Origin of the sequence: Campylobacter lari subsp. lari (assembly GCF_013372185.1) — a bacterium.
In the GTDB taxonomy this organism is placed as follows: domain Bacteria; phylum Campylobacterota; class Campylobacteria; order Campylobacterales; family Campylobacteraceae; genus Campylobacter_D; species Campylobacter_D lari.
The window spans coordinates 1,026,280-1,038,328 of the sequence record NZ_CP053830.1 but is presented as its reverse complement, the minus strand read 5'-3'; the positions used below and the strand labels follow the sequence as shown (position 1 = coordinate 1,038,328).

The window sequence follows — 12,049 nt, the reverse complement described above, 5'->3', positions numbered from 1 at the left end:
CGATATATTGAAAACTTTAGTTTATAAAGAAATTAAAGAAAAACTAGGAAGAGATTTTATCTTAGAAAATCCTAAGAATAAAAATCTAGCTCATTTTGCCACACCTTTGGCTTTTTCTTTGGCTAAAGAATTAAAGCAAAATCCTATGATAATTGCCAATGATATTGTTGTTAAGTTAAAAGATTGTGATTGTTTTGAAAGTGTAGAGGCTTTAAATGGTTATGTAAATTTTAAACTTTCAAAAGCTTTTTTAAATTCTTTGGCTACGCAAGCTTTGAGTGATAGTGAAAATTTTGCAAAAGATGATAAAAAAGAGCAGAGTTTTTTGCTTGAATATGTGAGTGCAAATCCGACAGGACCTTTACACATAGGACATGCTAGAGGGGCTATTTTTGGCGATACTTTAACTAGGGTTGCTAGACATTTAGGATATAAATTTGATACAGAATATTATGTTAATGATGCGGGTAATCAAATTTATCTTTTAGGTCTTTCTATATTGCTTGCAGTAAAAGAGCATTGTTTAAAAGAGCAAGTTCAATATCCTGATGAGTATTATAAAGGCGAATATATCATAGATGTAGCAAAAGAAGCTTTTGTTGATTTTGAAAAAGATTTCTTTATAGAAGAAAACATTCCGCAATTAGCACTTTGGGCTAAGGATAAAATGCTTAAAATTATCAAGCAAAATTTGGCCGATGCTAAGATATTTATTGATACTTATGTAAGTGAAACAAGCTATTATAGTGAATTAGAAAATACCTTAAAAGCCTTAAAAGATCATGGTGGTACTTATGAACAAGATGGTAAAATCTGGCTTGCATCAAGTGTTAAAGGCGATGAAAAAGATCGTGTGATTATCAAAGATGATGGAAAAGGAACTTATCTGGCTGCTGATATAGTTTATCATAAAGATAAAATGAGCCGTGGTTATGATAAGTGTATTAATATATGGGGAGCTGATCATCATGGCTATATAGCTAGAATGAAAGCTGCTATGGAATTTTTAGGTCATGATAGTCAAAATCTTGAAATTATTTTAGCACAAATGGTCTCATTATTAAAAAATAGCGAGCCTTATAAAATGAGTAAAAGAGCAGGAAATTTCATCTTAATGGGTGATGTTTTAGAAGAGCTTGGTAGTGATGTGCTAAGATATATTTTTATTAGTAAAAAATGCGATACACATTTAGAGTTTGATGTAGACGAGTTTAAAAAAGAAGATAGCTCTAATCCTGTGTATTATATTAATTATGCTCATGCTAGAATTCATCAAGTATTTGCTAAAGCAGGTAAGAGTGTAGATGATGTTATGTATGCTAAATTTGAGAGTTTAAATGAAGATGGTATGAATCTTTTATTTGAAAGTTTAAATTTAAAAGCAGTGCTTAATGATGCATTTGAGTCAAGAGCCTTGCAAAAAATTCCTGATTATTTAAAAAATTTAGCTTCTTTATTTCATAAATTTTATAATGAAAATAAAGTAGTTGGCTCAGATAACGAAGATGAGCTTTTAAAACTTTTTGCCGTATGTGCTTTAAGTATTAAAACAGCTTTTGCGCTTATGGGAATAGAAGCAAAAAATAAAATGAATCACGATTAATTTTGATCGTGATTCTTGCTTTTTTTAATACTTCTTGTCATCATAAAGCTTTGCTCAAAAAACAAAAGCAAAGTCACACTTACTCCTACTGCTAAGGCTAGTGTTACTGAAAGTGTTGTGAAAAAATGATCGAAAAATTGAATCAAGAAATTAGTCTTTTCACTAATATCCTCTGAGCGTATAAAAGAAATCAAATATAATATGGCTTTATATGCATAAATTCCAGGTATCATAGGAATGAGAGCGGGAAAAGCTATGATTTCAGCAGGTGTTTTAAAAATCTTAGCTAAAAACAAACCAAGACAGCCTATGCTAAAAGAAGCTATAAAGGTTGCAATAGCCAAGGTTTGAAAGCCAAAATACCCCATCAAAGTAAAGCGCATGCCATGAGCTATAGCGGCTAATATGGCTGAGAGTATGAGTGTTTTAAAGGGTGGATTGCACACATAAGCAAAGCCAAAACCTGTTAAAGCCGCAAAAAACATATCCCAAAGTATAGAAGAATAATCAATCATCTTAAAATCCCAAAATCATTAATACTAAGAGTAGTATAAATTCCAATGGCAATACAGCATACCAATATCGCCACGCTAATAATACGACTAAGTCCCATAAGTATATGATCTTTTAAAATGTCTATAACGGAGTTTATAAAATAAACCCCAGGAATTAAATACAATATACTAGAACCCAAAGCAACATTGGCTTCTTGCACGAGTTTTAAATCCACCCCAAAAAATACAATAAAAGAAGATAAAAAAGAACAAATAATGTATTGAATTCTTAAATCAATTTTTATTCTAGTGAGCAAAACTCTTAAGCTAAAACCTACTAAAGTAGCTAAAAATACAAATAAACAACCATAAAAATCTCCTCCAAATAGCTTGCAAAATGCTGAGTTTGCTACTGAAACCAAAAACAAATTCGCTAAAAAAGGATTTCTTGTGCTTTGTTTGAGTTTTAAAAGAAAGAATTTAGCTTCTTCTAGGTTGTATTTATGATCATGAATTTGCCAGCTTAATGCACTGAGCTCTAAAATAAGTTTAAAGTTAATGTGATTGTGTTTATTAGGTATGATATAGGTTCTTTGTATGGAATTATCATCTTTATCAAAAATATTTAGTGTAGTATGATGAAAGAAAAAATTCATGTTAATCTCATAACCATATGCATTAGCTATTCTTCCAACGCACTTTGCCACTCTTGCTGTGTAAGTTCCAGCGCTTAAAAAAACACTAATGTATTCGATTAAAAAATCCGTTAAATTTTGAATTGATGGTTTTTGCATAGCATTTTTCTTTGAAATAATTTTTATAAGATTTTATCAAAAATCAAATATAAAATCATATAAATTTAAATGTTTTTAGAAAATATATATTAAATTAAAAAAATATAAAATACCTAGCTGATGAAACTAGGTATTTAAAATTGAAATTTTTAGGATATTTTTTTCCTTTTTTGGATATAGATGTAAATAGCTACAATCATAGTAGCAAAAATAATACAAGCAATAATAACAAAATGTAAATATTCTTTGATCAAATCTTCATTTTTGCCTAAAACATAGCCTAATATAAGCAAAATTAAACACCAAATTCCAGCCCCTAAACTAGTATAAAATATAAATTTTTTCAAATTCATTCTTGCTAATCCTGCAGGTAAAGAAATATACTGACGCAAACCAGGGATTAATCTACCACTAAAGGTTGATATTTCACCATGTTTATTAAAAAAGGCCTCAAATTGAGCAAATTTTGCTTCATTAACTCCAAAATATTTGCATATTTTTAAAAGAACTTCCCGTCCTAAAAAATAACATAAATAATAATTAAGCAAAGCCCCCAAAAGGGCTCCAAAAGTCCCACAAAGCAGACATAGCCAAAAGTTAAGTTCGTTTTGATGGGCTAAATATCCAGCAGGTATCATTACTACTTCGCTAGGAAAAGGAAAAAAGGAACTTTCTACAAACATAAGAAAAATAATCCCCCAATAACCCCAATCTTTTGCGAGAGCGAGTAAAAAATCTATAATATCACCAAGCATAAACAACCTTTATTTTTTAAGCTAATGATATAAGTTTAGTTTTAATGTTTTAAAAATACAACATCGCTTTTGCGCAAATGACTATTAAAATACATAAAATCAATGCAATCAAGTGAGATTTTAAAGGATCTTTTCTTTTTAAAACTTTTATAAAAAATAAAGAATAAAAAGTCAAAGCTAGCATTGTTATTAATAATAAAAGTTTGATAAATAAAAATACACCAAAATTACTCGCAAAAAAATCCCAAAAAGAGTTAATTTCATAAAAGCTCAAAAGATAAAAACCACTCAATAAAAGTAAGATAAAAATACCAGCAAAAATAAAAATACTTGATTTAGTATAGGCTTTTTTGATTTTATCACAATCTTCTTTGTTTGCGTGTTGATAAGCAAAGCGATAAACACATACATCAAAAAATACATAGGCTATAAAAAATACAGCGCAAATAAGATGAATACAAATAAAAATAAAATGCATAATTAATCTCCTTAAAAATCATAGCACAATTTTAAGGAGATGTAAATTTAAAGTTTTTCTAAAATTTGGATAGTTTTGATTTTATCTCCTGCTCTAATGCTATCTAGCACTTCCAAGCTTTCTTTATCTTCAGGGTTAATTTGCCCAAAGATAGTATGTACTCCATCTAAATGAGGCTGTGGGCTGTGACAAACGAAAAATTGCGATCCACCTGTATCTCTACCAGCGTGAGCCATAGACAAGCTACCTCTTAAATGTTTGTGTTTTTGACCATCGCATTCACATTCTATCTCATAGCCAGGCCCACCTGAGCCTATACCATAAGGACAACCACCTTGTATCACAAAATTTGGAATCACGCGGTGAAAAACAAGTTCATCATAAAAACCATCATTGGCTAAATTGGCAAAATTACACACAGTTTGTGGTGCTTCATCAGGAAATAATTCTAATTTCATATCACCTTTTTCGGTACTAATGATAGCAAAATTATATTTTTTTGCATCTTTTGTGTCGATTTTTTTAAGCATTTTTTAATCCTATTCTATATTAGTATAAACTGCTTGAACATCATCATCATCTTCTAGTTTATCAAGCAATTTTTCAATATCAAGAAGTTGTTCCTCGCTAAAACTTACAGGATTATTTGCAAGATATTCAAGTCCTGCTTTTTTAAGTACTAAAGCTTTTTTTTCTATGGCATTGCTAAGCTCGCCAAAAGCAGTATAATCACCTATAATTCTTAATTCTTCATCATCTTGATCTAGCTCTTCTAAACCTGCGTCTATTAGTTCAAGCTCAAGTTCTTCTAAATCTCCATTATATTTTTCAAGATGAAAAACAGCCTTGTGCGAAAACATAAAAGTTAAAGATCCATTTTGTAAAATTTCTCCACCGTTTTTACTGAAAATCGCTTTTACATTGGCTACTGTGCGTGTAGGATTATCACTCATGCACTCAACGATGATTAAAGCTCCATGTGCTGCTTTTCCTTCATAGTGAATATTTTTAATATCAGCACTATCTTTTCCACTTGCTCTTTTAATAGCCGCATCGATATTGTCTTTTGGCATATTATTGGCTTTGGCTGTAGCTATGGCACTACGAAGCTTTGGATTCATATCAGGATCAGCTCCGCCTTCTTTTGCTGCTACTTGTATAGCCTTTGCAAGTTTTGGAAAAAGTTTGCTCATTTTATCCCATCTTGCTTCTTTAGAGGCTCTGCGATATTCAAACGCTCTTCCCATAAATTCTCTCTTTCTTATATTGTTTTAAAGTTAAAAGTATAAACTAAAAAATCTAAATTTGATTTTAAGAATTACTTAGATATAATGAATAAGTCTTAAAATAATAAAATTCTTTATCTCGCAATATAAAATCAAAAATCTAAGGAAAAATATGAGTGCAAAAAAAGAAGTTTTAATTGCATGGTTTTTTTTAATTGGCGCTATTGTTTTTGAAGTTATAGGAACAAGCTTTTTAAAAATTGAGAATAAACTTTTTGGTTATTTTTTTATGGCTTTGTTTATTGCTTTTTCTTATTTTCTTATGGGGCTTGCAATCAGAAAAATTCAAATTGGTATTGCTTATGCAGTATGGGAACTTTTGGGGATGATATTAATTCTTTTGGTTTCTTTTATATTATTTAAAGAAAGTTTAACTAATTTGCAAATTTTAGGAATTATCTTATCTATAATTGGAATTGTGATGATTAATTTGGGCGAGGTGAAAGAAGAATGAAGCTATATTTAATAGTAATTGTTTTATCAGCCATACTTGATATAGTTGCAAATTTGTTGTTAAAAAAATCTGAAAGTTTTAAGCATAAAAAATGGGGGTTTGGAGCAATTTTTTGTGCAATTTTAGCTTTTTTTATGCTTTCTTTTAGTTTAGAATATGTTCCATTGAGTATTGCATATTCTACTTGGGGTGCTATTGGGATTATAGGAACTTGTCTTGGTGGTTGGATTTTTTATAAGGAAAAATTAAATAAAATTGGTTTAGTTGGTATTGTTGTGGTTTTAATCGCAGTGGTGCTTTTAAATTCTTAAAATAAGGATAATAAGTGATTATAAAAACTAAAAATATTAATTGTCAAAGTTGTGTAAATTTGATCAAAGCTTCATTGGAAGATGAATTTGGTACTATGCAGATAAATGTTGAAAATAAAAGCATAGAGATTGATTTAAAAGCAGGGCAAGTTGAAGAGTTCAAAAAACAATTGCAAGATTTAGGTTTTGAGATAGATGAGGCATGAGTTAAGATTAAAAATAGGTAATATGACTTGTGTTAATTGCTCTAATGCTATAGAAAAAGTTTGTGCAAAAATTGATGGAGTAGAAGATGTAAGTGTTTCTTATGTCAATTCTAGTGGAGTGTTTTTGCTTAAAGATTTATCTTTAGAAACAAAGATCAAAGAAAAAATCAAAGCTTTGGGTTTTGAGATATTGCAAGAAGAGCAAAATTTATATGAGTTTAAACTCAAAGAGCTTAAAAATATGAAAATAAAACTTATTATGAGTATAATTTTAAGCTCTATTGTGATGTATTTTGAAATGTTTGTTCAAGGAAATGTTTCAGCTTTAATTCAAATGCTTTTATCTATGATAGCGATTTTTTATTGTGGAAAGGGTTTTTTTATCCACGCTCTTAAAGGATTAAGGTATAAAAAATTAGATATGAATACCTTAATATCCTTAGGCGCTTTTACTTCTTTTATATATTCTTTTTTTGTGTATTTTGAGATATTTAGCAAAGATGGTTATTTGTATTTTAGTGGCGGAGCGATGATTATAAGCTTTGTTTTGTTAGGTAAATACTTAGAAGAAAAGGCTAAATTTAAATCTTTAAAATATCAAAACAAATTAAAAAATATAGATATTAAAAAAGCTAATATAATCTTAGAAGATGGAAGTATAAAAAGCATACCTAGTGCTTTTGTAAAAGAAAATGATGTAATTTTAGTGAAAGAGGGTGAAAGCGTTGTTGCTGATGGGGTAATTATAGTAGGTGAGGCTGAGGTTGATGTGAGTTTTTTAACAGGAGAGTTTTTGCCACTTTTTAAAAAGCAAGATGATGAGATTTTAGCAGGAACTGTGTTGATCAATGGAAATTTAAAGATTAAAGCTAATAAAAAGGCAATTGAAAGCTCATTAGAACAAATCAAAGATCTCGTTTTTAAAGCAGGTAATGTCAAAACACCTTTAGCAAATTTAGCTAATAAAATTTCAGCTTATTTTGTAGCTTGTATTATTGTTTTATCGCTTTTTGTGTTTGCTTTTTGGTATGTTAAAGAAGGAATTAATGCAGCGTTTTTACATGCTTGTGCTACGCTTTTAATCTCTTGTCCTTGCGCTTTAGGCTTAGCAACTCCTATAGCCATAGTTAGTGCTTTAGCAAATGGAGCAAGAAATTTTATCTTAGTAAAAAATCCAGCGGTATTAGAGAATTTAGCTAGTATAAAACTTGCTATTTTTGATAAAACAGGCACTTTAAGCCAAGATGACTTAAGTGTTTACAAGCATAATCTTACTCAAGAAAATTTTCAAAAACTCACCCAAATTGAAAATTTAAGCTCACATCCAATCGCAAAGGCTTTTGCTAAAGAATTAAATGTAAATTTAAATTTACAAGGAAAATTAAGTGTTTTAGTGGGCAGTGGTTTGCTTTATGAGGAAAATGATGATGTATATTTAATAGGCAATGAGAAATTAATGCTTGAAAATGGTGTTGATATACAAAAAAGCAAGCAATTTTTACAAGAATTTGAAGATCAAGCGCCTATATGTTTGTATTTTGCAAAAAATAATATTTGTCTTGGTGGGGTTTGTTTAAAAAATGAACTTAAAAACGAAGCTAAAGATTTGATAGCAAATTTAAAACAAAAGGATATAAAAAGCATTATTTTAAGTGGTGATAATAAAAAAAGTGTTACCAAAATAGCAAATGAGCTTAATATCGATACATATTATTTTGATTTAAAACCTGAGCAAAAGCTTGATTTTATAAAAGAAAAAATTAAAAAAGAAAAAGTGCTTTTTATAGGAGATGGTATCAATGATGCTCCTGCTTTAAATTTAGCTAATGCAAGCATAAGTTTTTCCAAAGCAAGTGAGCTTGCTAAAAAAAGCGGAGATTTGATTTTAATAAAAGATGATTTATCTTTAATAGCTTATTGTTTTGAGCTTTCTCAAAAAACTAAAAATATCATCAAACTTAATCTTTTTTGGGCTTTTATTTATAATGCTTTGTGTATTCCTATTGCAGCAGGTTTTGTACCATTTATAAGTCTTAGTCCGCATTTGGCAGCTTTGGCAATGTGTTTTAGTTCGGTAATGGTTGTGCTAAATTCTTTAAGATTGCGTTAGGTGATTTTTAGTAATATTTATAAGAGTGTTAATTTATCAAACTCCCAAAAAGGAGTTTGATTTTATAGTTCATTAACAGCACGATATGCTTGATCAATTGCTGCGTGCATATAAGCATCCCAATCAGCATCTGAATTTGCTATAACGATATTACCAAAAGGCTTTCTTGCGAGTTCTATAGTTTTTTGTGCTTCTTCGCTATCATCAAAAAGACTATTTTCTGTATATGAATAGCAGTGCCCCCAACGATTTACAACTATAGCCTTAATGTCTTTTTCATGATCAAATCCAGCCGAACCTAACATGCCTTGAAGTTGATCTCGAACGATTTTTTCATGCTCTTCAAAACTCATGGTGAATAATAAATTTCTACCCACTCTAGCTCTATCTCTTGCATCCATTCCCTCAAGGTCGATTCCTTGCATAGAAGCAAATACTAAAGGTGAGCATACCATATGAACACAAATAGGTTTTTTAGGATCTCTTGGATGGTGGTATCCTCCCATATCTACAGGATAATCAAGTTTGGTTCTAGCATAAGGCATTTTTGGCGAATAAATTTCATGAACCCCAAGTTTGATAAATGGTTCCCAGTTGCTTATAATAACATTTGTGTGTAAAAGTGATGTTTTTACGTTTTTGCTCAAAGCATCTTTTTGATCTTGTGGCATGCTTGGTACTATGTATGGAATCATACTATTATAATTTGCCATTACAACTTTTTTAGCTTTTACTCTGTAATTTTTGCCCTTATTAACATAAGTTACCAAAGCTCCATCTTTTGTGTTTTCTACATTTATAACAGTGCTGTTTAATCTTAAGCGTACTTTGTTTTTAGCAAGATCAAGTTTAGAATAATCAAAATGAGCTAGAGTAACTTCATCCATATCTTTACCTTTTTTAGATACATCAGGAATTAATCTTCTAACCATTAATCTAGCAACAGTAGCATTACCATCAGCGCAGTGGTGGATGTATGGCTCTTCCATTTCAGCTAATGCTTCTCCCTCGATTGGATCAAGTCCAAGCTTATCAAAACCAGGTAAAAATGAAGCTCTAGCATCTTCACAAGAAACAGCATCAATACCTAAAGCTAAAAAATCATCCGTCATACCTTCAAAGAATTTTACAGCTTGTGGCGAAAGCTTAACCTTATCTTCTAAGAATTTTTTATAGCTTGTTTTAGCCACATACTCATCTCTTTGTTCTTTTGTTAAACCTTTTAAATAGTCTTTTTCGCTTTTAAATAAAGCAATTAAATCTTTTTTATCTTTTTCATTAAGAGGAAAATCACCTATAAAAGCTTCAACACTTCTACCATTATGTCTTCCCTCAGGAATATCATCACAAATTACTTTTCTAGGGTTGCCACTTACGACTTTATCTACTCCAAATTCAGTCTTAGAAAAATACACACCTCTGCTAAGATTTAAATCAGGATAAAAATTCACATCAAAGCGTTTAGCAAGCTCATCAATATCCACACCCAAAGATGATAATAAATCTACTACTTCTTTAGAATATAATGCCTTTGGCGATTGAAATGTTTCGCTGCCACCATAACTTAAAATAGTACCATCTTCTAAATCTATTTCATTTCTTCTAGCATGTCCACCAAAATCATCATGATTATCAAGGATAAGAATTTTTTTATCTTTTCCAAATTTGTTTTGATAAAAACAGGCAGCTGCTAAACCACTAATCCCAGCTCCAACAACAACCAAATCATATTCTTGTTTAGGTTTGATAGCGCTAAAGTCAAATTTTTCACCATCTCTTAGCATATGTGCAAATTCATAACTTGCATTGTTACTACCTCTTAGTCCAAGCCATTTTGGAGGGTAGTATTCTTTGGTGAAATCTTCGATTTTGGCTTCTTTACCATATAATACTTGCAAAGGAGTCATTCCTGCAAGTATAGTTAAAGCCATTCCATTTAAAAAATCTCTTCTTTGCATGATTGTCCTTAAAATAAGATATATCAAGTCTTATTCTAAGAATATATTTGTATATTTACTCTTAAAAGCGTTTTATTTGAATGCAAATTTTATAAAAAAGTTACTTTTTTTCTTTTTTTATAATTTTTATATAGTTTAATAAGTAGAAAAATCATGGCTAAGCTTAAAGCTAAAAAATGTGGAATTTGTGGTATTTTTGCAGATAAAAAATAATGCCAAGTTGCTAGCAAAAAACAAAAATATCCAAGTTTTCTTATTTTACTTATTTTTTTAAAAAGCTTAAATGAGCTTATAAACATAAATGTGAGTATAAAAAAGCTTACAAAACCACTAAATTCTAAATTTTTACTAAAAGTATCTTTGAAAAAAAGTATTAAATCTAAATTTTTTCCAAAAGCAAAATAATTAAAAAAGTGAATCAAAGCCCAAAAAAATGCATAAAAACCTAAAAATTTAGGGTAATCTTTTGTATGTTTATACTTTAAAAGTGAAAAAAATAGGCTCAATCCAAAAAAGATTAAGCCAAATATACCACTATAAAAATATACAGATTTTACAATATCAAATTCTTGCATGATTTGATAGATACTAAAAACAATACTTAAAGTAAAGGCTAAAAATCCACCGATATTATAAATTTTTTTATTCATTAAAAATTAACCTTTAAATCCATATCTTTATATAAATGCGCTACTTCTTTTTCATAGCCATTAAACATTTGTGTAGGTTTGGTGAAAAAATCTCCCAAAGGACGCTCATTTGCTTGAGACCATCTTGGATGAGAGACATTTGGATTCACATTAGCATAAAAACCATATTCTCTAGGATTTGCTAGCTCCCATGTGGTTTTAGGTTGTTCTTTGGTAAATTCTATTTTTACAATAGATTTTATACTTTTAAAGCCATACTTCCATGGAACCACAAGACGAATTGGTGCTCCATTTTGTCCTAATAAAGGCTTTTTATACATACCTACAGCCATAAGCGTTAGTGGGTGCATAGCCTCATCTAATCTTAAACCCTCTACATAAGGATAATCAAGAGTTGGAAAAAATGAAGCTTGATCAGCAAATTGATTTTTATCAAAAAGAGTGGTAAATTTTATAAATTTAGCCTCGCTTTTGACTTTGCATTTTTCTATTAAAGCACGCAATTCAAAACCAACCCAAGGTACTACCATAGACCAAGTTTCAACACAGCGAAATCTATAAATTCTCTCTTCTAAAGGAAAGGCTAATAAATCTTGCATAGTTAAAGTCAAAGGTTCTTCAACTTCTCCGCTAACTTCAATTTTCCAACCATTTGTGTTGAAATTTTTTGCAAGCTCAACAGCTCTTTTTTTATCAGTAGAAAATTCATAAAAATTTACATAATTAGTCGCAATTTTTTCTTCACTTAAATTTAATTTTTCATTATTAGGATCAGGAAAGAAATTTAATGCCATTAATTCAGATTGAACTAAGGCTGAACTAACTAAAGCTCCAGCACCTAGTTTTAAAAAATGGCGTCTTTTTTTATATAATTGTTCGTTTGTGATATTCATGAAGCATCCTTTATATATTTTGTGATATTAAAACATATAAAGGAAAATAAAAGGATA

The 12,049-nt window shown here is 29.8% G+C and carries 14 protein-coding genes; 5 read left to right on the top strand and 9 right to left on the bottom strand.

Going from position 1 to position 12,049, the window contains the following annotated elements; translation table 11 throughout:
- The first annotated feature begins 7 nt into the window (after positions 1 to 7).
- On the top strand, positions 8 to 1,603 hold the full coding sequence (gene argS, locus CLLT_RS05475) for an arginine--tRNA ligase (protein WP_074691644.1): 1,596 nt from the start codon (positions 8 to 10) through the stop codon (positions 1,601 to 1,603).
- Here the strand turns inward: argS and CLLT_RS05470 are convergent.
- From CLLT_RS05470 to CLLT_RS05445, 6 genes are all read right to left on the bottom strand, one after another.
- On the bottom strand, positions 1,600 to 2,118 hold the full coding sequence (locus CLLT_RS05470; protein ID WP_039618755.1) for a threonine/serine exporter family protein: 519 nt from the start codon (positions 2,116 to 2,118) through the stop codon (positions 1,600 to 1,602). The genes argS and CLLT_RS05470 overlap by 4 nt on opposite strands.
- The gene (locus tag CLLT_RS05465) at positions 2,115 to 2,891 is read right to left on the bottom strand and encodes a threonine/serine exporter family protein (protein WP_012661790.1); all 777 of its coding nucleotides are present in this window, start codon (positions 2,889 to 2,891) and stop codon (positions 2,115 to 2,117) included. The genes CLLT_RS05470 and CLLT_RS05465 overlap by 4 nt, the downstream gene beginning before the upstream one ends.
- A 149-nt stretch (positions 2,892 to 3,040) precedes the next feature.
- Complete coding sequence (locus CLLT_RS05460; protein ID WP_012661789.1) at positions 3,041 to 3,646, bottom strand: DedA family protein; 606 nt, start codon at positions 3,644 to 3,646, stop codon at positions 3,041 to 3,043.
- 49 nt (positions 3,647 to 3,695) lie between these two features.
- Positions 3,696 to 4,124, bottom strand: coding sequence for a hypothetical protein (locus tag CLLT_RS05455; protein ID WP_012661788.1), 429 nt, complete (start codon positions 4,122 to 4,124; stop codon positions 3,696 to 3,698).
- 47 nt (positions 4,125 to 4,171) lie between these two features.
- A complete protein-coding gene (locus CLLT_RS05450) occupies positions 4,172 to 4,654 on the bottom strand; it encodes a peptidylprolyl isomerase (RefSeq protein WP_012661787.1) in 483 nt (160 codons plus the stop codon).
- 9 nt (positions 4,655 to 4,663) lie between these two features.
- Complete coding sequence (locus CLLT_RS05445) at positions 4,664 to 5,371, bottom strand: YebC/PmpR family DNA-binding transcriptional regulator (protein WP_074691647.1); 708 nt, start codon at positions 5,369 to 5,371, stop codon at positions 4,664 to 4,666.
- 151 nt (positions 5,372 to 5,522) lie between these two features.
- Here CLLT_RS05445 and CLLT_RS05440 point away from each other — a divergent pair, with 151 nt between their 5' ends.
- The 4 genes from CLLT_RS05440 to CLLT_RS05425 are packed head-to-tail and all read left to right on the top strand — an operon-like array spanning position 5,523 to position 8,491.
- Positions 5,523 to 5,864 (top strand): DMT family transporter, encoded by a 342-nt coding sequence (locus CLLT_RS05440; protein ID WP_012661785.1) that lies wholly within the window; start codon positions 5,523 to 5,525, stop codon positions 5,862 to 5,864.
- Positions 5,861 to 6,175: a DMT family transporter gene (locus tag CLLT_RS05435; RefSeq protein WP_074691650.1), complete on the top strand. Its 315-nt coding sequence runs from the start codon at positions 5,861 to 5,863 to the stop codon at positions 6,173 to 6,175. Before CLLT_RS05440 ends, CLLT_RS05435 begins: the two co-directional genes overlap by 4 nt.
- A 14-nt stretch (positions 6,176 to 6,189) precedes the next feature.
- A complete protein-coding gene (locus CLLT_RS05430; protein WP_081351993.1) occupies positions 6,190 to 6,381 on the top strand; it encodes a heavy-metal-associated domain-containing protein in 192 nt (63 codons plus the stop codon).
- Positions 6,371 to 8,491, top strand: a complete 2,121-nt coding sequence (locus tag CLLT_RS05425) for a heavy metal translocating P-type ATPase (RefSeq protein WP_074691653.1) — start codon at positions 6,371 to 6,373, stop codon at positions 8,489 to 8,491. Before CLLT_RS05430 ends, CLLT_RS05425 begins: the two co-directional genes overlap by 11 nt.
- A 62-nt stretch (positions 8,492 to 8,553) precedes the next feature.
- Here CLLT_RS05425 and CLLT_RS05420 read toward each other — a convergent pair whose 3' ends face one another.
- From CLLT_RS05420 to msrP, 3 genes are all read right to left on the bottom strand, one after another.
- Positions 8,554 to 10,449, bottom strand: coding sequence for an NAD(P)/FAD-dependent oxidoreductase (locus CLLT_RS05420; protein WP_074691656.1), 1,896 nt, complete (start codon positions 10,447 to 10,449; stop codon positions 8,554 to 8,556).
- A gap of 89 nt (positions 10,450 to 10,538) precedes the next feature.
- The gene (locus CLLT_RS05415; protein WP_074691659.1) at positions 10,539 to 11,099 is read right to left on the bottom strand and encodes a ferric reductase; all 561 of its coding nucleotides are present in this window, start codon (positions 11,097 to 11,099) and stop codon (positions 10,539 to 10,541) included.
- Positions 11,099 to 11,992 carry a protein-methionine-sulfoxide reductase catalytic subunit MsrP gene (gene msrP, locus CLLT_RS05410; protein WP_074691662.1) on the bottom strand — a complete coding sequence of 298 codons (894 nt, stop codon included), beginning with the start codon at positions 11,990 to 11,992 and terminating at the stop codon, positions 11,099 to 11,101. The genes CLLT_RS05415 and msrP overlap by 1 nt, the downstream gene beginning before the upstream one ends.
- Positions 11,993 to 12,049: the final 57 nt, after the last annotated feature.